We start from the raw sequence: 19,449 nt of genomic DNA, 5'->3' as shown, positions 1-19,449 counted from the left end.
ATTAATCAAATCGTCTCCTAATAAACCACTGGTCGTTAAATGTGATGCCAAAGTAAACCCTGAAATAGGATTCTTCTAAAACATTTTTTGACTTATTGCCGCGTTTGCCCGTGCTAAAGGCAAAATCGAGGCTTGAACGGCCAGCCGGCATAGATAAGCCAATATTTATGCCAAGATCCCTAACCGGGTTATTATTGATCAAAAATGGGGAGTTTTCGTAGTGAAATCCAGTTCTGTAAGTGATTCTTTTGAAGAAATTGTCGGCCAGATAATCAGGGGTTATTTCGCCACCTGCTGAAAAACGCCACAAACGACCTAAATTTTCATTGTCTTCAGCATTTAAGCTACTGAATTTCGACCAATCTTGTAAGGTATATTCAACGCCAGCGCTCCATTTGGCCGCTTTACTTATGGAGGCGCCAGCCGTAAAGGAGGCAGGAAGGGAAACACTTCCTCTTCGCAGCACCAGGGTGTCTGATGTTATTGGATTGCCACCGAAATTCCTTCGTTCGAAAACCGTTCTTTTTGATGCCTTTAAATTTGTGGCAAAACTGTATGTTAAACCTGCACTAATGCGGTACTCATCCTTGCTGCCAATCGAATCCTGGCTAAAGGATAACCCTCCGGTAAATTGAAAATCTTTTAGAAAAGTTTGTTCGTTTACTGCAATGATGTATCCAATCGGTTGAGGGACGTTGAATAATGTGTTAGTGTAATCATTTACTACTGATCCGAACAAATAAGCAGCCTTTAATCCAACAGACCAGTTATCATGAATCCTAACGCCATTTGACCAATATACTTGTGTTAGCCCTCCACTACCTTGCTCACTAACAACTACACTATCAACCGGGTTGGAATTTTCAACCACGTCAAAATACTCCAGGCGGTAATTCACATTAGTGTATGGCATTAACCCAACAGAGGTTGTCCACTTGCCCGGTTTTATCGGTAATGCTGTTACCAGGTAGCTCATGTTTCCGTTGGTGCTCTTTACATTGGTAGTATCACCGGAAATAGTTTTTGACTCCACCAATGCACCTGCCTGAAATACCGTGTAGTAATTGAACACCAGTAACGCAGGGTTTTGGTTGTTCACAAACCAATATTGTGGGTTGCTAACACCTGTTCCGCCCATGGCCTGGGTTTGAATGAGTGCATTCCCGTAGGGATCGCCAATGCCGAAAGTAGAGAAAGGAGACCGGGCTGCCTGACCCGATGCCACAAACCATAAAACAGATAATGCGAGGGTGAATAAATACTTCTTAACGAGCGACATTATGTAGCAAAATGCGGTTTAAACCTATTAGCACCAGATTTGGGCACGCAAATATGGACGCTTTCAGCTTGTTTTCAAAAAAGGGTGTATCACCACCGCACAAAATCACCCGTAATTGCGGGTATTTTATCCGATAGCGATCAATAATGCCATTTATTTCGTCAATAGTGCCCAAAACAATTCCACTTTGTATACAAAGTTCCGTGCTGTTCCCAATCAATTCAGGGTATTCTACCGGTTTCACTAACGGTAGTTTTGCCGTAAACGTATGTACTGCTTGAAATCGCATGCTTAAGCCTGGTGAAATCCCGCCACCGAGATAATTTTTGTGCTGATCGATGAAATCGTAGGTAATACAGGTACCGGCATCTATTGCAAGAGTATCCTTATCCGGAAAAAGTTGTACGGCCCCGCACACCCCGGCAATCCGGTCAACACCCAATGTGCGTGGAGTAGCATACTGGATTTTGACCGGCAAGGGCAATTGGTAATGCAGTTTAAGTTTGGTGGTTGCCTGTTGCACGTAGGCCAACAAGTCATCACCCTCCATGTTTACTGAACTTATAATAACATTTTTTGCTGTTGATTTAGCGAGGTATTCTTTCAAATCATCTGCTGAGGTAAATACGATTTTTTCAAGCAGCGTATCGTGATCGAAAATGGCTACCTTAGTTGATGTATTGCCGGAATCAACAACAAGATTCATGATTGGGCTTTAAGCAAGCAATAAAAGTATGGATTCAAAACAGAAATATAAAGTGCTCGGATTGATGTCGGGCACTTCGTTGGATGGTGTAGACGTAGCCTTTTGCACTTTTCAATACAAAAACCAACAATGGCAGTTTAAAATTGAGAAGGCCATTACCGTTGCTTATAATGCTTCATGGCTAAAAAAACTCTCTCAAGCTCATCAGCTTTCAGCACAACAACTTTTGCAGTTGCATGCCGAGTATGGCAAATACCTGGGCACTCTTTGCAAGCGTTTTTTTTACTTGTACGGAATTAAGAAAGTAGATTTTATTGCTTCGCATGGCCACACTATTTTTCATCAGCCCGTTAAGGGCTTTACATTTCAATTGGGTTGTGGATATGCCTTGCATGCCGCGGCAGGCAAGCCTGTAGTGTGTGACTTTAGAAGCATGGATGTTGCCCTGGGTGGAGAAGGTGCGCCTTTGGTGCCCATCGGTGATCAGTATCTTTTTTCAGATTATGATGTTTGCCTGAACCTTGGCGGCATTGCAAACCTTTCGCAACAGGTAAAGGGCCAACGTATAGCTTACGACATTTGTTTTGCCAACATGGGCCTGAATTATTTGGCGGAGAAGAAGGGCAAGTTGTTTGATCGTGATGGTGCACTGGCTGCTGATGGCACCATGGATGAGAATATGTTGAAGAAGCTTTCCATGATTTACAAAAGAATTGAAACGAAAAGGCCTTCATTAGGGCGTGAGTTTTTTGAACAACACTTTGTTCCGGTACTTAATGATGAAACAATTTTATTGAACGACAGACTGCACACGTTTACCGAATCAGTTGCCCTGCAGATTGCATCGGCAGTAAATTATAGCCGAAAGCGTATTTCTGTTTTTTGCACGGGTGGAGGTGCATTCAATGCATATTTGGTTTATCGGTTGGTTGAGCATTTTGGTGATCGTGCAGACCTGATTATTCCTGAACACGATATTATCAAATACAAAGAAGCCCTGGTTTTTGCCTTTTTGGGCGTAAAACGTGTACGCCATGAACCAAATTGTTTGATGAGTGTAACCAAGGCAGAACGCGATAGCAGCGGAGGTGTGTTGATTGGTTTCTGAGGGTTTACCATCTTTGCCGCCAGATTTTTACTGTATGCAGGAACTCCTTAAAAAATTCGAGAACAAACGTCCCGAAATTGTATTTGAGTGGAAAGATGCCGAGACCGATGCCGAAGGTTGGGTGGTTATAAACTCACTGCGTGGAGGCGCGGCCGGAGGAGGTACACGCATGCGTGTTGGGTTGGATAAGCGCGAAGTAGAGTCGTTGGCCAAAACCATGGAGGTGAAATTTACTGTTTCAGGCCCTCCGATAGGCGGTGCAAAATCAGGCATAAATTTCGATCCGAACGACCCGCGTAAAGAAGGAGTGCTGCAACGTTGGTACGCGGCTGTAATGCCATTATTGAAATATTACTATGGCACCGGTGGTGATTTGAATGTGGATGAAATCCATGAAGTAATACCCATAACCGAAGACGTGGGCATCTGGCATCCGCAGGAAGGTGTGTTTACCGGCCACTATAAACCCACCGAGGCACAAAAGGTAAACCGAATTGGCCAACTTAGGCAAGGGGTTATTAAAGTTATTGAAGATGAACGCTACTCACCTTCTCTTTCAAAAAAGTACACGGTTGCCGACATGTGTACTGGATATGGTGTGGCAGAGGCTGTAAAGCATTTTTATAAATTTTGGGGAGGCAACCTGAAGGGGAAACGTGCAGTTGTACAGGGCTGGGGCAATGTCGGGGCAGCGGCAGGCTTTTACCTGGCCAAAATGGGCGTAAAAATAGTGGGTATCATTACCCGCGATGGCGGTGTGGTTCGCCATGAAGGCTTTACGCTGGAAGAAATTACACAGTTGGTTGTAAACCGCGTAAACAATAAGATACAAGCGACAGATCTTATTCCTTATGAGGAGTTAAACAAGAAAATATGGGATCAGCGCTTTGAGATATTCATCCCTGCGGCCGCTTCACGTTTAGTTACACGAGACCAGGTTGACCGTATGATGGCTTCCGGCCTGGAAGTTTTTTCTTGCGGGGCAAATGTTCCCTTTGCCGATCCCGAAATATTTTTTGGGCCAACCGGGTTATATGCCGATGAAAAGTTTTCCGTAATACCGGATTTTATTGCCAACTGTGGCATGGCCCGTGTTTTTGCCCATTTTATGGAAAGGGAAGTGAGCATGGATGATGAATCCATTTTTTCGGATATATCCGAAACGATCGGGCGTGCCCTGGCGAAAACTTATCAGGTACATAAATCCAAAACCGGCCTGGCGCAAGCTTCCTTTGAGATAGCGTTACAACAACTCGTATAAGTTAATACAGGTTGTTTAATGTACTGCAAAGAACGGATACGTAAGCAGGTAAACTGCAGCTCCTGCGAAATATCCCATTAGTGCCAAAAGCGTTATCCGTTTCAGGTACCAGATAAAATCAATTTTTTCCATGCCCATAGCGGCCACACCTGCAGCCGAGCCGATAATCAACATGCTTCCGCCAGTTCCGGCACAATAGGCTAAGTACTCCCATATCATGTGGTCTGTAGGGTAGATGTTCATATCATACATGCCCATGCTGGCCGCTACCAGCGGCACGTTATCAACGATGGATGAAAGAATACCGATCAGGGTTATAATAATGCTGATGTTACCCACCTTTTCAGTAAGCATTTCTGCGAAATTGTGCAACGTGCCCATAGCCTCCAACGATCCGACCGCAAGCAAAATCCCTAAGAAGAAAAGCACACTGGGCATATCAATACGGGTTAGCGCATGGGCCGCTGTATACTGTTTTTTTGTGGCTTCATCCATATCGGGATTAATCAATTCCGACACTACCCACAAAACGCCAAGGCCTAACATCATGCCTAAGTAAGGAGGCAAATGCGTTACGGTTTTAAAGATGGGTACAGATATGAGCGCACAAACACCGACTATCAACATTAAGGTGCCACCGCCACTGCTTTGGTGGTCTTCTTCTTTTGTTTTTTGCGGAGCCTCGCCAAGCTCTCCCTTCAATTTGAAGTTGAGATAGATAAGCGGTATAACAGCACACACAATGCTGGGCAACAATAAAGTCTTTACAATATTTACCGCGGTTATTTGCCCGCCAATCCAAAGCATGGTGGTCGTAACATCACCAATGGGCGACCAGGCGCCACCGGCATTGGCAGCTACCACAATCATACCGGCAAAGAACAACCGCATCTCTTTGTTCGGTATCAGCTTTCGGATAAGCGATACCATAACAATGGTTGTGGTCAGGTTATCCAGTATGGCCGAAAGAATAAATGCTACACCGCACACAATCCATAAAAGTTTCTTCGGGTTTTTGGTACGTATGCGATCAGTAATGAATTTAAAACCATGGTGTGCGTCCACCAATTCAACGATGGTCATGGCCCCCATAAGAAAGAACAGGATTTGTGCAATTTCATCGAGGTGTTCACCTAATTGTTCAAGAACAAATTCGCGGTGAATTTCGCCAGTTGAAAGAGTACTGAAATCGGCTGCGGTTCTTTTCAGGTCATCTAAAAAATGATTATAGTGCGAACTGTCCAACAACGTTTGTGGAGAGTCGGCCACCATAAAGAGTGTCCAGCAGATAACACCAGTTAACAGGGCCGAAGCTGTTTTATTGATTTTAATGGGGTGTTCAAGGGCAATGGCAAGATACCCTATGATGAAAATGATAATGATGGCCAGTTCCATTAATCCAAAAGGTTTAGTATCAACGCACTAATATTAGCGCATCAGGGCAGCATCACCAAATTAATTTGTGATTAACGGAAAGTGACCGAATAAACCCTGCCGGGAGCCTGATTTTTACAAATTTTTTGAACGGTAAGGGCAGCTTAGCCGAGCTTAAAAATACCCTCGTTTAACTGTATCAAGGTTTTCTCTTTATACCGGGTATCTACCAGTATGGATATGTTGTTGTATGAACCACCCACAGAAACCATGCGTATCGGAATGTCGCCCAGGCAGCCGAACAGTTTATCTAATATTCCATGTTGGTTCCCGATCCGATGCCCTACAATACAAACAATGGTTTGGTTTCGGTCAATTTCCACATTGCCAAAGGTGGTAAGTTCTTCAATGATTTTATCCAGGTGTGTATGGTTGTCGATGGTTAACGATACGGCCACCTCGGATGTGGAAATCATATCAATCGGGGTTTTGTATTGTTCAAACACTTCAAATACCCTTCTCAGGAACCCGTAAGCCATGAGCATGCGTGATGATTTTATCTTAATTGCGGTAATGCCGTCCTTGGCTGCCACTGCTTTGATTGTACGCTCAGTTTCCTTGTTGCTGATAAGGGTACCCGGGGCTTTTTCGTCCATCGTATTTTTAAGCCGCACAGGCACATTGTATTTCTGGGCAGGAACTATTGTGGAAGGGTGAAGGATTTTTGCCCCGAAGTAGGCCAACTCAGAGGCTTCATCAAAAGTGAGTTCACTGATCGGAACGGTTTTTTTAACAACGCGCGGGTCATTGTTGTGCATGCCGTCAATATCAGTCCATATTTGTATTTCTTCTGCGCCAATAGCGGCTCCCATTAACGATGCCGTATAATCACTTCCGCCCCGCTTCAGGTTGTCGATTTCGTTGCGATGGTTGCGGCAGATATAACCTTGCGAAATAATAATATCAACTTGTTGCAATGACTTGAGCAGGGGCTTAAGCCGCTGCGAGATTTTTTCCAGTTCAGGTTCTTCGTTTTCGTCAATAGACATAAAGTAAAGCGCGGGCAAAAGCCGGGCGTTTATTTTTTGCTCCATCAAATACTGATAGAAAAGCTCTGTTGAGATTAGTTCACCCTGGGCCAGCAATTCGCGGTAGCTCTTATCATCAAACTGCCCGGCTGCCAGCAAACGGATGAAAATGAAAAACCGGCTAACAATTTCCTGGCCTATGGTTTTGAAATTTTCAGATGCGTATAATTCTAGTATAAAGGCCTGATAATGTTTTTCCAGCGAGGCAATTTCTTTTTCGGCCGCATCCAAATCATTTTTCAACAAAAAATCACCGATGGATACCAGGGCATTGGTGGTGCCTGAAAGGGCTGAGAGTACAACTACTTTTTGTCCGGGTGTTTCCGTTACAAGTGAGGCAATTTTTTTCATTCGCTCGGGCTTGCCAACCGAGGTGCCGCCAAATTTGAGTACAAGCATATACCTGAAATTGAGGCGACAAAGTTAGGGAAGGTGACAAAATAAAAAAGTCCTGACGGTTCTCATCAGGACTTTTCAAGTTTACAAGTCAACCAGCGATTACTTCTTGTCGTTCACCTCTTCGTATTCAACATCCGATACGTTATTGCTATCGGTGGAAGCACCAGTGTCTGCTGTGTTAGCACCGGGTTGTGGGCCTGCGCTTTGTTGTGCCTGGTAAATTTCCTGCGAAGCAGCCTGCCAGGCGCCATTAAGGGCAGCCATGGCGGCATCGATAGCGGTAATATCCTGGCTCTTGTGCGCTTCCCTTAGTTTATCAAGGGCGTTGGTGATGGCACTCTTATTTCCATCAGAAAGTTTATCGCCATATTCTTTCAATTGTTTTTCCGTTTGGAAAATCAACGAGTCGGCTTGGTTAATCTTTTCAACGCGTTCCTTGGCTTGACGGTCGGCTTCAGCATTGGCTTGCGCCTCACGTTTCATTTTTTCGATCTCGGCATCGGTAAGCCCACTGGAGGCTTCAATGCGTATCTTCTGTTCCTTGCCGGTTCCCTTATCCTTGGCCGAAACGTGCAGGATACCATTCGCATCAATGTCGAAGGTTACTTCAATTTGTGGTAACCCGCGTGGTGCCGGTGGTATGCCATCGAGGTGGAAACGGCCTATGGTACGGTTATCTTTCGCCATGGGACGTTCGCCCTGCAACACGTGTATTTCAACCGAAGGTTGGTTATCGGCTGCAGTGGAAAAAACTTCCGATTTTTTAGAAGGAATGGTTGTGTTGCTTTCAATCAATTTGGTGAATACACCACCTAATGTTTCAATGCCCAAAGAAAGCGGGGTAACATCCAGCAAGAGCACATCCTTAACTTCCCCGGTTAATACACCACCCTGAATGGCCGCTCCGATGGCCACAACCTCATCGGGGTTAACACCTTTGGAAGGTTTCTTGCCGAAGAACTTTTCAACTTCTTCCTGTATGCGGGGTATGCGGGTTGAACCACCCACTAAGATCACTTCATCGATTTGGCCAACGGAAACACCGGCATCTTCAACCGCTTTGCGGCAAGGTTCCAAGGTCCTGCGCACCAAATCGTCAACCAGTTGTTCGAACTTGGCACGGGTCAGCTTTTTCACTAAGTGTTCGGGAACACCATCGATTGATGTGATGTACGGCAGGTTTATTTCGGTTTCCTGCGAGCTTGACAATTCAATCTTGGCTTTTTCAGCAGCTTCCTTTAAGCGTTGAAGTGCCATCGGATCTTTACGCAAGTCAATGTTGCGTTCGGATTTGAATTCATCGGCCAGCCAGTTAATGATCTTCATATCGAAGTCATCACCGCCAAGGTGTACATCACCGTTGGTTGATTTTACTTCAAATACACCATCCCCTAATTCAAGGATGGAAATGTCGAATGTACCACCACCCAGGTCGTACACGGCAATCTTCATGTCTTTGTTTTTCTTATCGAGGCCATAAGCCAATGCAGCGGCTGTAGGCTCGTTTATAATACGCTTAACATCCAGCCCGGCAATCTGACCGGCTTCTTTAGTAGCCTGACGCTCGGCATCATTGAAATAGGCCGGAACGGTAATAACAGCCTCGCTTACGGTGGTGCCCAAATAATCTTCAGCAGTGCTCTTCATTTTTTGAAGGATCATGGCTGAGATTTCCTGTGGGGTATAGAGGCGATCTCCGATGCGAACACGCACGGTATCGTTGTTGCCGCTTTCTACCTGGTAGGTAACAATTTTTTTCTCCTCGCCAACATCGTTGAATTTTTTGCCCATGAAACGTTTAATGGACATAACGGTGTTTTTGGGGTTGGTGATGGCCTGACGTTTGGCCGGGTCACCCACTTTGCGTTCACCTTTTCCGCCATCTAAAAAGCCCACTATGGATGGCGTTGTTCTGCGACCTTCGCTGTTGGGTATAACAACGGGTTCGTTGCCCTCCATTACGGCTACGCAGGAGTTGGTCGTACCCAGGTCAATTCCAATAATTTTTCCCATGATTATGCTGTATTTTATAGATTCAAATTCTTAAAACTGCTAAGGGCTTATCAATGGGTATGCCAGCAGGTTTTTTGGGGTAAAAGGGTGACACAATGACAGAATAGGAGTGTGCATTGTTCTTTTACAGATGCCATAATTAAGTGCTTTACGCCCGATTATGACGTTAGACCAAGAAATAGCAAAACGCAGAACCTTTGGGATTATCAGCCACCCCGAAGCGTGTTTGAGTAGATTGATTACTTCCTTTGAAATTGAACAGTAAAATCTCTTTTTAAGAATATCGGGTTCCGGTTTTCAGAAATGCCCTGTAAAACTATTATCATATCTCCCAGGTCATCGGATGTGAACACAGAATGACCCCCATCCGCTCCATTGGAAGCTTTAGAAAACGGCTCCCAAAGCAAGGTGGACTGTAGAACGGGCACATGATTACTTTGCTCGAATGAAGGTGGGGATTTAATAGGCCGGCTTAGCCCGACTTGTAAGGAATAATTGCTTTTTAGTAAAGCTTGCGCAAGATTTCCTTTTTTTGATTCAACCAGGATAACACCATTTTTACCCACTAACCCTAAGCGAGAGAGTTTATTAGGATTATTCATAATTTTAATTTTTGCCAGATCAACAGGGTTAAGAGCAATAAAATAGTGTGTGTCGCGGGTCATTAAACCATCGATGATGTAAAGCGGGTTAGGATCGTATATTTTGGTGCCAGAGTTATTTCGAAACATTACCCGCACAATTGATTCTCCCGCTTTTTCTCGATGCTTTACAAATGGGATCACTTCTTTGATTAGGTCCTTCATGTTCGAAAAAGTCACAAAATCATTAAGTCTTACTTCATAATCAGCGCCCCCAAATTCATCCTCAAATTCTGAATTTGGATTACCCGGACGGTTAACTCTAGCAGATTCATGATTTTCATGGAACGCGTACGATTTTTTTACGATCCTTCTGTTTTCAGAGTAGATTCCGTAGGATGAAAGACTATTATTTTGAGAATAGCCCCACGGCATGACAAGCTGAACGCTGTCGGAGTATATGGTTATTGTATATTCTTTATCGAGAATAGAATTTTTTCGTTGTAAGCCCATAAAGGCATAATCCTCTCCCCAAAAATCATTTACAAATGGTATTTTGAATTCACCATTAATTACCTGAGTTTCGTAGCCCTTTGTATTTTTTTGAAAAAAAATAAGGAGCATGGTAGAATCTGGAGGAGGTTCGCCAGTTGTCCGATCGTGAACTGTACCCTCAATTTTTAGGGTACTTTCAAATGTTGCGGTAATTGGTTTGGCTATATTTTTAGTAATAGCATGCCAATCTATTCTATCCCAATGTTCGGTAATTAAATAGTTGTTTATAGCCTGGGCTGAAAGATCTCCAGTATTTTCCAACCACTCTAATGTTCTGGGTAAATCTCCATATTTGAAAATATTTTGAGGGTGAAAATCAGGGAAGAGTCTTTTCTGCAAAATGGAAACAGCATACTCGCCTGCTAAAGGTTGATCCAAGTTGTTTTGAAGTGTGACCCTAAAGGGCACAGTTTCTCGTTGCGCTACGGTTTTGGGTAACTCGATAAATCCAATCACACTTGGCGAAGTTTCAGGCAAAAAAATTCGTTCCCCAATCATTTCTCCGGAAGAACTGAAAAGATAGAGTTGATGGTATTCATCAGTTAAGTTATTAGGCAAGTATAACTGCTGTAAAAGGGATTGGTTAAACCGGATTTTTTTGCGGAATATAATTTTACCCTTGCAAACGATTAAAGCGCCAATTTCTTCATTTACATATTTTGAATTCTCTGATATGTGAAATGTAAAACTTTGTTGGGACCATGTAACGCCAACTCCATCTTTGTTTACCATTGGTATAGGCCAATTTCTCCCCGCTCCAGAAATGGAGGCAGTGAAATCTGATTCCAAATCAGGCGTGATGGTTGCCACACCCAGCCCGGTCGAGTCAATGTAAACACGAGCGATCCGTTCAGAACCTTTTTCAATGTTAACCCAAGTGTTGGAAGGCCCGGTTATGGCAATCTTACACGGTACGTTGGCGATGAGTGAGCCTCCCTCAGGAAAAATGGATAACAGGTTATTGGCATTTAAATGTTGTGAAAAATTTTTGGAGGAAATTATGGATACCTTCTTTCTGAAGAACCATTGTTCGCCAGCATTTTTCATCCTATCACTAAAGGCGGTAAATTCATAGATACCAGCAGAAAGTTCGGCTGGAATAATGATTTGATTTGAGGTTTGTCCCTCTGTTAGTTTAAAACGGTTAACCTTAACGATATCTCCTTTATTGCTGATTACTAAGAGCGTTATTATGTGGCTTCCAACAATGGGGGTAAAATCTTCTTTATGGTACCAGGCGCTAAAGTATGCAGTATCGCCTGGTGAATAGGCGGGTTGGTTAAAAACGAACGTAAGCCTAACGGGTTGAAAATTAGTTTGATAACTTTCAAACCTTTTCTCCAACTCATTGAGAAAGTCATTCGTGCTTAGGCTTGTTAATGTAAATAACACCAAGAGGGCTGAGAATGAAGCCTTGGATAAACTGGCTAATAAGCACATAATGGATTTTATTGGTTTAAGCATCATTCTTCCCAATATTCGGGTTTTATATTAGTTGAGAACGGAAATAGCTTTAAGCATGAGTCCGAGAACGGCATTTGCTGCACCGGAATTATGCTTTGATTGGAAATATCGTTTCGTGATATGTAAACCGAATTTTTGAAAATGGAAGTGGCAAAAAATAAGCCTTCTATCGGTCCTTTCTCTCCACTGATTTGAATGAAATTGCTGGGGATTTTTCCTGTTATGGGTTGAAAAATATTTGAAGCAGCCTCTTTTTGGGTTCGAATCGCTTTCCAAAAAGCAAAGGCATTACGGGACAAGCTCATTTGTTGTATTTCGGCATGTACTTTATGCATAAATGTCCATTGGTTTATCGGAACTCTGGTTGCCTTTACGCCAATAAATCTGCCGGTTTGATTAAATTGATTATCGCTTACAAGAGGCAGGGTATTAAAAAAATTAACCCAGCATGTGCAGCATTCACAGGGCTTAACCCATTCTAACCCATTCGGTCCAAGCACGTATGAGCTACAAAAAAGTGGTGCCGGGCATCGGCTCTCGCCACATGACCGTGTGAAGAATTCCGGGTTTGTTTCTATTTGATATGTGCCTACAAATTTCCATAAAAACCTGTAAGAGCTGAGATTTTTGGCATTGGAGTCAAAGAAAACATCAAAGCCATATGTTGTCTGACCTTCTGGTGTTTTCTCGGCAACAAATTGATGGTAAACGCGCTCAACCTCACCTGCGGGCATCAATGAATCCGGTATTGATTCATAAATACGGTCATCAAGTAATTCAATCCGAAGTTTATAGACTCGTCCAACAACACCCCTAATACCATCAGCATTTGTGCGATAAATACCCCGACTTACTTCCGATAGCTCCTCTTCATTACCCGTATTATCGGAAATAACTACACGTTTAACCGAAACGTATTCTTTAAACGATGATTTTGATTCAATGTCAAAACCTCTAGTTAGTTCAATGGTATAGGGCCCCGGCTGATCGGATATCATCCCATCAACAACAATCGAGAATTTTGCAGGAATCTCGAAATCGAGCATTACCCGGTCAATACAGGCGGCCATAAAGACAATTAATAGAATTGAAAACAAAGACTTTTTCCTCATGAAGTTTAAAATTTCAGATTGTAGGTAATGGAGGGTAGCGCTGTTCCAATAATTGATAAGCGGTATGGCCTGAAAATTCCGGGGCGAACCTCTTTAAAAAAAACTGTGTAGGGATTTCTCCTTGCATAAATATTATATACCGAAAAGGTCCAGGTACCATCAAACAGTTTTTTTCGTTTATGGCTACCCTCAACAACTAGTCCTAAATCTAATCGATGATAATCAGGTATTCGGTATTGATTTCTTTCAGAGAATGAAGATACCGTGTTGTTACCTACATAAAATGCCGACAACGGGAGGGAGATTGGGCGCCCGGTATGGTAGGTAAATCCTCCGGTAAAATAGATACGTTTAGAGGCCCGGTGACTCCAATTCAGATTGATTACGTGTGGCTGATCAAAATTTGAAGGGAAGGCCAGCCCGTTATTTATAATCTCCTCAGGAAATTGCCCGTTAAGGGTAAGAAATGATCGTGAAAAGGTGTAACTTATTGAACCTGTTAGCTTCCCGTTTTTCTTGCTGATTTGTGATTCAACGCCATAGGCTTCGATAGACCCCTGTAAAAGATCCGTTTCAATATGTGGGTTAAGTATTAGTTGGGCTCCATCTTTAAAGTCCAATACATTGTTTATTTTTTTGTAGTACACTTCTACAAATGCATCATAGTTCTTTTCCTTAAAATCTTGAAAGTATCCTAAGCTTATTTGATCTGCTTGCTGAGGCTTAAAATAGTATCCACTAGGCTGCCAAATGTCAACGGGTGTGATAGCAGTTGTATTGGTAACCAAATGAAGATATTGGTACAATCGATGATAGCCTGCTTTAATGGAAGATTTTGGTGATAGTTCAAAACGTAACCCCGCACGTGGTTCAAAATTATTAAATGACTTCATTGACTGTCCCTTTTTGAAAGTCAGTGTATCTACCACATTCTGGATATCTTTTGTGCTGTTTTGGTTATAAATGTAGACATTACCAGGGCCTGTTTGTGCAAAACCCGAAAGCCGAATGCCTGCATCAAGCGCAATCCTATGGCCTACTTTTATTTGATTTGCAATGAATAAGCCTGATTCAAACGCGTGTTGATCTTCAATATCAATAAATGGTTTATTGGAGTCGGGAGAACCCGGGGTCAAGGTTCCCGGATTGAACTGATAAAGCATACCCTGAAAGCCAAACGATAATTTGTATTGATTTTTTACAACCAGGAATTCAAGTTTAGTGGTTGGGTAGGTAACCTTATAATTTAAATTAAATCCCGTTACCGGATCGGAACTCGATAACTTGTATGTGTATTCGCCTAATCCAAGGGTAAGTGCACCACTTATAGTTTTATTGAATTCATGATCAATCCTCGCAGAACCTAACGTTGTATTCCACCTGAAAGTGGAGTCACCCGACAAACTAAATTGGTCATGACTTTTATAAATGGAAATGTTAAATTTTGTCTTCTTTGAAAATATATGCGTGAATTTAAGGGTGCCATCATAAAAGGATGCTGAAGTGCTTGATAGGTTTACATAATCGGTTGGTATGGCCTTCAATAACCAATTTGAATATGTTGTCCGCAAAGACAAAGCAAGCGAGTTCTTGCTTTTAACGATGGGCCCATTGGCTGAAAGGCTGCTTGATATAAGACCGATTCCTCCTTGAAATTTCCATTTCTCAAGGTCACCTTCCTTGGATCGTATATCCAAAATAGATGAAGACCTTCCGCCATATTCTGCCGGAATTCCACCTCTGTAAAAGCTTACATCACGTATTGCCTCTGCATTGAATGAAGAAAAAAACCCGAAGAGGTGAGCACTATTAAATACGGGAAGGCCATCATATAAAATCAGGTTTTGATCAACCCCACCACCACGAACATTAAAACCCGATGCCGCCTCGCCAACGGAAGTCACACCGGGCAGCAGTTGAATCTGCTTAATGATGTCAACTTCTCCTAAAAGGGCCGGAGCCCGTTTAAGTTCTTTTAAGTTAAGCTGAACCAGACCAATTTCGCTGGTAACTAATTCACGCGATGCTAAATCCTGGATAATGACATTTTCAAGATAAATTGGTATTTCCTCTAACTGAAAAGTCAAGAAACCATTTTGATTAATTTCAACATCTACTGTTTTTTCTTCGTAATTGACATAATTTAACTTGAATGCATACGAGCCGGCCGGAATTTGAAGGGTAAATTCACCTTTATCATCCGTAATGGCTTTACTATTATTATCGCTAGATTGGACACTAACACCAGCAAGTGGTATTTTGCTTTTGGCATCTTCAACTTTACCTGTAAGTGTAACCAACTTACTAAATGTTGTACCGTCTCGCGTTCCAATGACTATTTGATCAATCTTTTTTTGTTCTCTTCTTGCCTCGTTCAGCATGGCAACGCGTTGAAGGGCTTGGTCTGTATCCGTTACGATAATAATCGTGTGTTGATTTAATTCAATGAAGTTCAGTTTTGAATCCAAAAACAGCTCTGACAAAATAGTTCGTAAACTTTTTCCCTCATCATTTTTTTGCAAAATGAATCCATCAATCCAATCTTTCTGATAGTAAAATTTAATCGGATACTGCTTTTCCAGCTCCGTAAAATATTCAACAAGTTTTTTAGAATTAGTTAACTCTTTTACAGAAACATCTAATATTGATTGTGAATGGCATAAGTTTATGATAAAAAAGAGACTGATAACGACAGCAATCCTACTCATGAGCTAATTAATGATGCGCTGAAAGATAAAAAGATTTTACAGCATCAGCTTGCAATGTTTATTTATAGTTGAAGAAAAATCAATTGCTCTGTAATGTTTTGTTTTTATTTACTTTTGCACCCACTTTACACGAATGTCGCTAGAAACAGAAATAGCAAAACGCAGAACCTTTGGGATTATCAGCCACCCCGATGCCGGAAAAACTACCTTAACTGAAAAGCTGCTCCTCTTTGGTGGGGCCATTCAAAAGGCGGGCGCTGTGAAGTCATCGAAGATAAAAGACCATGCCCGAAGCGACTGGATGGAGATTGAAAAACAACGTGGTATTTCGGTGGCCACTTCGGTGATGGGCTTTAATTATAAAGATGTTAAAATCAACCTGCTTGACACGCCCGGCCACCAGGATTTTGCAGAAGATACCTACCGCACGCTAACGGCTGTGGATAGTGTGATCATGGTCATCGACTGTGTGAAGGGTGTGGAGATTCAAACCGAAAAATTAATGGAGGTTTGCCGCATGCGCAATACCCCGGTAATTTGTTTCATCAATAAGCTCGATCGCGAAGGCCGTGATCCGTTCGATTTGTTGGATGAAATTGAAGAAAAACTAAACATCAGGGTGCGGCCACTCAGTTGGCCAATCAGCATGGGTAAAACCTTTAAAGGGGTGTATAGTATGTATGAGAAAAGCCTGCATTTGTTTACACCCAGTAAAATTACCGTTGAGGAAGGTATCGAAATCAAAGACATCAACAACGAGGAAGTTGACCGGCTGGTTGGGGAAAACAATGCCAGGCAACTTCGGCATGATGTTGAGTTGATCGAAGGGGTTTATCCCGATTTTCAGGTGGAGGATTACCTGAGTGGAAAAGTTGCCCCGGTTTTTTTTGGCAGTGCCGTGAATAATTTTGGTGTAAAGGAATTGCTCGATACGTTTATTCGTATTGCACCACCGCCTGTTCACCGTGAAACCACGTTGCGCATGGTTGAACCAGAGGAGCGCAAATTCACCGGATTCATTTTTAAGATTCACGCGAACATGGATCCGAAACACCGTAACCGTATAGCGTTTTTGCGGGTGTGCTCCGGTAAGTTTGAACGGGGCAGCAACTACTTTCACGTTCGCCAGGAAAAGAGCATTCGCTTTTCAAATGCTACGGCATTTATGGCCCAGGATCGCGAAACCGTTGAGGAAGCCTGGCCAGGCGATATTGTAGGTATTTATGATACAGGCAATTTAAAGATCGGTGATACACTTACAGCGGGCGAAAAGATGATCTATACGGGCATCCCCAGTTTCTCACCTGAAATTTTTAAAGAGGTCCAAAACCTGGATGCGATGAAGACCAAGCAGTTGGAAAAAGGTTTGGTGCAGCTTATGGAAGAGGGTGTGGCGCAGCTTTTTACCTACGAGCTTGGCAACAAGAAGGTAGTTGGCGTTGTGGGTGCGCTTCAATTTGAAGTGATCCAATTCCGGTTGAAAAATGAATACAGTGCAACGGTTCAGTTTGTGCCACAAAACATTTACAAAGCTTGCTGGATCAGCAGCAAAGACCCTAAAAAACTGGATGAATTTATAGCTTCCAAGCAAAGGCACATTGCCCGCGATAAGGATGGTAAACTTGTGTTTATGGCCGAATCAAAAGGCTGGCTTCAAATGGTACAAGAAAATTTCCCGGATATTAATTTTCACTTCACTTCAGAGTTCAGGGATTAATTGCGGATCACGTAGTCATAAATCATCCGCGACACAGTGGCCATGGCTTCAACACCGGCTTCGGGGTCTGTCATCCCTTTCGAAAGCAACACCAGAACATATTTCCTTCCATCGGGCAGAAAAATTATTCCTGAATCATGCCGCACCCCTGTAATGGAGCCTGTTTTGTGGGCAACCTTAACTTCAGCGGGTAATTTTGCAGGAATGATCTCTTTGAATTTCTGGTCCATTAAAATCCGGGTCATATCCTCGCAAGCTTCTTGGTTTACAATATTTCTTTTTGCCAGGTGTTCAAAAATCAACAGGAGATCGTAAGCAGTGGTAGTGTTGTTCAATCCTTGTTCAAATGCTTTTCCGTCTTCCACGCCCCGCAACACTTGTATATCCATGGCGCCTAAAGTGCGCATGGTTTCGGTAACTTTTTTAGCATCCACTAACTCAATAACTATGTTGGTTGCCAGGTTTGAGCTAACAATAATCATTTCATACACCAGGTTGGCAAGGGTTTGTTTGCTGCCCACCTGTGCATAAAGATCTTGTTCACTATCGTCACCCAAATCAAGTTGGTAAAGGCTCCCATCCACTATACTGTGAAATTCATTTTTTACATCTATCGAATCGGATAAGGATAATTTTCCTTGAGCAACTTGCTTATAAACTTCTATCATTACCGGGGTTTTCATGGTGCTGGCGGCATGAAAGTTTTGGCGTGCATTGATCAGCAGGGTATCACCGGTTTGTAAATCCTTAAACGCTACCGCAAAGGTTCCTTCGTTTTTGCCAAGTTCATTTTTGATTTGCTCTTTCAGTGAGGCCAAACCTGAAGGTCTATTGCAACCGGTAATGAACAGGATGGTAAGTATGAAGAAATAGCGCATGGTTTAACTGGGATTTTTTTGTGTATCCGAAAATAACCATTCTCGTCAATCAATCCTTTTTTCAATTGAATATCTTTGGTGGTATGTCGGCCTTACAAGCTTTATTTGAAGATAATCACCTGCTTATTGTCAATAAGCCGGCCGGTGTTTTGGTGCAAGGCGATGAGACTGGCGATAAGCCTTTGGTTGAACTCGGAAAGGCATATATAAAAGTTCACTACCAAAAGCCTGGGGCTGTTTTCCTGGGGGTGGTGCACCGGCTTGATCGTCCGGTTAGCGGGGTTGTGGTGTTTGCCCGCACTTCAAAGGCACTGAAGCGGATGAATGCTTTGTTCCGCGACAGGCAAACGGAAAAGATCTATTGGGCAATAGTGGGTTCAAAGCCCCCTAAGGCGGAGGGATTGCTTGTTCATTGGTTGCGAAAGGATGAAAAGAAAAACAAGACGACAGCATTTAGCCGCGAAACGGATGGCACGCTTCGATCGGAATTGTCCTACAGCATCCGGCATCAACTTGGTAACTTCTATTTATTGGAAGTAAAGCCGGTAACAGGCCGACCGCACCAGATTCGTGTGCAACTGGCCAGTATGGGTTGCCCGATTGTTGGTGATGTAAAATATGGCTACCCTGAACCTCATCCCGATGGAAGCATATGCCTTCATGCCCGTTCACTCACGTTTACCCACCCGGTAAAAAAAGAGCCCATAAAAATCACTGCCCCGCTTCCACATACGCAAGCCTGGGCTAACTTTGCCGCGTTTGAGGATAAGGGCTAATGACTTTAACAAACCGGGACGAAGACAAGCAATTTTGTACCCTATTGATAGACTGAGGTAAGAAAATCATGGCAACACCACAATGGATTGAAAAACTAAAGAGTAGGTGGAATTTAAAAAGCACGGGACAGGTGGTGCTTGTATTGATTGTATTTGCCTGCACCGGAACTACTGTTCTCCTGATCAAACGCCCCTTGTTTGCCTATTGGTTTCCAGATGGTGAAAAACCATTGTGGGCCTCCCTCACATATTTTATTTTGATATTGCCTGTTTACAATGTGTTCCTGTTGTTTTATGGATTTGTGTTTGGGCAGTTTAAGTTTTTCTGGGAGTTCGAAAAGAAATTTTTTAAACGGATTTTCCCTGGTCGAAAAGCTTGAAATAAAAAAAGGCTACCCATCGGTAGCCTTTTTTACATTGGTAAGCTTAA

Annotated in this window: 14 protein-coding genes; 5 read left to right on the top strand and 9 right to left on the bottom strand. The window is 42.9% G+C overall.

Going from position 1 to position 19,449, the window contains the following annotated elements; all coding sequences use genetic code 11:
- Position 1 precedes the first annotated feature (1 nt).
- The gene (locus KIT51_16825; GenBank protein UYN86503.1) at positions 2–1,279 is read right to left on the bottom strand and encodes a hypothetical protein; all 1,278 of its coding nucleotides are present in this window, start codon (positions 1,277–1,279) and stop codon (positions 2–4) included.
- Positions 1,266–1,988 (bottom strand): type III pantothenate kinase, encoded by a 723-nt coding sequence (locus tag KIT51_16820; protein UYN88618.1) that lies wholly within the window; start codon positions 1,986–1,988, stop codon positions 1,266–1,268. Before KIT51_16820 ends, KIT51_16825 begins: the two co-directional genes overlap by 14 nt.
- A 25-nt stretch (positions 1,989–2,013) precedes the next feature.
- Between KIT51_16820 and KIT51_16815 the strand changes: the two genes are divergently transcribed.
- Entirely contained in the window at positions 2,014–3,093 is a 1,080-nt protein-coding gene (locus KIT51_16815) for an anhydro-N-acetylmuramic acid kinase (GenBank protein ID UYN86502.1), read from the top strand.
- A gap of 34 nt (positions 3,094–3,127) precedes the next feature.
- Positions 3,128–4,354: an amino acid dehydrogenase gene (locus KIT51_16810; GenBank protein ID UYN86501.1), complete on the top strand. Its 1,227-nt coding sequence runs from the start codon at positions 3,128–3,130 to the stop codon at positions 4,352–4,354.
- A gap of 15 nt (positions 4,355–4,369) precedes the next feature.
- Here KIT51_16810 and nhaD read toward each other — a convergent pair whose 3' ends face one another.
- The 6 genes from nhaD to KIT51_16780 form a co-directional block, all read right to left on the bottom strand.
- On the bottom strand, positions 4,370–5,749 hold the full coding sequence (nhaD, locus tag KIT51_16805) for a sodium:proton antiporter NhaD (GenBank protein ID UYN86500.1): 1,380 nt from the start codon (positions 5,747–5,749) through the stop codon (positions 4,370–4,372).
- Between the two features lie 143 nt (positions 5,750–5,892).
- Positions 5,893–7,215, bottom strand: coding sequence for an aspartate kinase (locus KIT51_16800; GenBank protein UYN86499.1), 1,323 nt, complete (start codon positions 7,213–7,215; stop codon positions 5,893–5,895).
- A 99-nt stretch (positions 7,216–7,314) separates the two neighbouring features.
- Positions 7,315–9,228, bottom strand: coding sequence for a molecular chaperone DnaK (dnaK, locus tag KIT51_16795; GenBank protein UYN86498.1), 1,914 nt, complete (start codon positions 9,226–9,228; stop codon positions 7,315–7,317).
- A gap of 239 nt (positions 9,229–9,467) precedes the next feature.
- Positions 9,468–11,174 carry a hypothetical protein gene (locus KIT51_16790; protein UYN86497.1) on the bottom strand — a complete coding sequence of 569 codons (1,707 nt, stop codon included), beginning with the start codon at positions 11,172–11,174 and terminating at the stop codon, positions 9,468–9,470.
- Positions 11,175–11,827: 653 nt separating this feature from the next.
- Positions 11,828–12,940 carry a DUF4249 family protein gene (locus tag KIT51_16785; GenBank protein ID UYN86496.1) on the bottom strand — a complete coding sequence of 371 codons (1,113 nt, stop codon included), beginning with the start codon at positions 12,938–12,940 and terminating at the stop codon, positions 11,828–11,830.
- 5 nt (positions 12,941–12,945) lie between these two features.
- Entirely contained in the window at positions 12,946–15,648 is a 2,703-nt protein-coding gene (locus KIT51_16780) for a TonB-dependent receptor (protein ID UYN86495.1), read from the bottom strand.
- 133 nt (positions 15,649–15,781) lie between these two features.
- Here KIT51_16780 and KIT51_16775 point away from each other — a divergent pair, with 133 nt between their 5' ends.
- Complete coding sequence (locus tag KIT51_16775) at positions 15,782–17,365, top strand: peptide chain release factor 3 (protein UYN86494.1); 1,584 nt, start codon at positions 15,782–15,784, stop codon at positions 17,363–17,365.
- On the opposite strand, the gene KIT51_16770 is transcribed toward KIT51_16775, so the two are convergent.
- Positions 17,362–18,243 (bottom strand): serine hydrolase, encoded by an 882-nt coding sequence (locus KIT51_16770; GenBank protein ID UYN86493.1) that lies wholly within the window; start codon positions 18,241–18,243, stop codon positions 17,362–17,364. The two genes, KIT51_16775 and KIT51_16770, sit on opposite strands and share 4 nt — an antisense overlap.
- An 83-nt stretch (positions 18,244–18,326) precedes the next feature.
- Between KIT51_16770 and KIT51_16765 the strand changes: the two genes are divergently transcribed.
- Together KIT51_16765 and KIT51_16760 are read left to right on the top strand one after the other, a co-directional pair.
- Positions 18,327–19,019: an RluA family pseudouridine synthase gene (locus tag KIT51_16765; protein ID UYN88617.1), complete on the top strand. Its 693-nt coding sequence runs from the start codon at positions 18,327–18,329 to the stop codon at positions 19,017–19,019.
- A 68-nt stretch (positions 19,020–19,087) separates the two neighbouring features.
- Positions 19,088–19,399 (top strand): prolipoprotein diacylglyceryl transferase, encoded by a 312-nt coding sequence (locus tag KIT51_16760; protein ID UYN86492.1) that lies wholly within the window; start codon positions 19,088–19,090, stop codon positions 19,397–19,399.
- Positions 19,400–19,449 lie beyond the last annotated feature (50 nt).

It is taken from the genome of Cyclobacteriaceae bacterium (genome assembly GCA_025808415.1).
Taxonomy (GTDB): Bacteria; Bacteroidota; Bacteroidia; order Cytophagales; family Cyclobacteriaceae; genus UBA2336.
Note: the sequence above shows the minus strand (reverse complement) of the source record. Positions and strands in the feature narration are given on the sequence as shown.

Excerpts from the sequence above, each read along its gene's own strand:
- KIT51_16825 (UYN86503.1), bottom strand. The coding sequence starts at position 1,279 with ATGTCGCTCGTTAAGAAGTATTTATTCACCCTCGCATTATCTGTTTTA.
- KIT51_16815 (UYN86502.1), top strand. The coding sequence starts at position 2,014 with ATGGATTCAAAACAGAAATATAAAGTGCTCGGATTGATGTCGGGCACT.
- KIT51_16810 (UYN86501.1), top strand. The coding sequence starts at position 3,128 with ATGCAGGAACTCCTTAAAAAATTCGAGAACAAACGTCCCGAAATTGTA.
- nhaD (UYN86500.1), bottom strand. The coding sequence starts at position 5,749 with ATGGAACTGGCCATCATTATCATTTTCATCATAGGGTATCTTGCCATT.
- KIT51_16800 (UYN86499.1), bottom strand. The coding sequence starts at position 7,215 with ATGCTTGTACTCAAATTTGGCGGCACCTCGGTTGGCAAGCCCGAGCGA.
- dnaK (UYN86498.1), bottom strand. The coding sequence starts at position 9,228 with ATGGGAAAAATTATTGGAATTGACCTGGGTACGACCAACTCCTGCGTA.
- KIT51_16785 (UYN86496.1), bottom strand. The coding sequence starts at position 12,940 with ATGAGGAAAAAGTCTTTGTTTTCAATTCTATTAATTGTCTTTATGGCC.
- KIT51_16780 (UYN86495.1), bottom strand. The coding sequence starts at position 15,648 with ATGAGTAGGATTGCTGTCGTTATCAGTCTCTTTTTTATCATAAACTTA.
- KIT51_16775 (UYN86494.1), top strand. The coding sequence starts at position 15,782 with ATGTCGCTAGAAACAGAAATAGCAAAACGCAGAACCTTTGGGATTATC.
- KIT51_16770 (UYN86493.1), bottom strand. The coding sequence starts at position 18,243 with ATGCGCTATTTCTTCATACTTACCATCCTGTTCATTACCGGTTGCAAT.
- KIT51_16765 (UYN88617.1), top strand. The coding sequence starts at position 18,327 with ATGTCGGCCTTACAAGCTTTATTTGAAGATAATCACCTGCTTATTGTC.
- KIT51_16760 (UYN86492.1), top strand. The coding sequence starts at position 19,088 with ATGGCAACACCACAATGGATTGAAAAACTAAAGAGTAGGTGGAATTTA.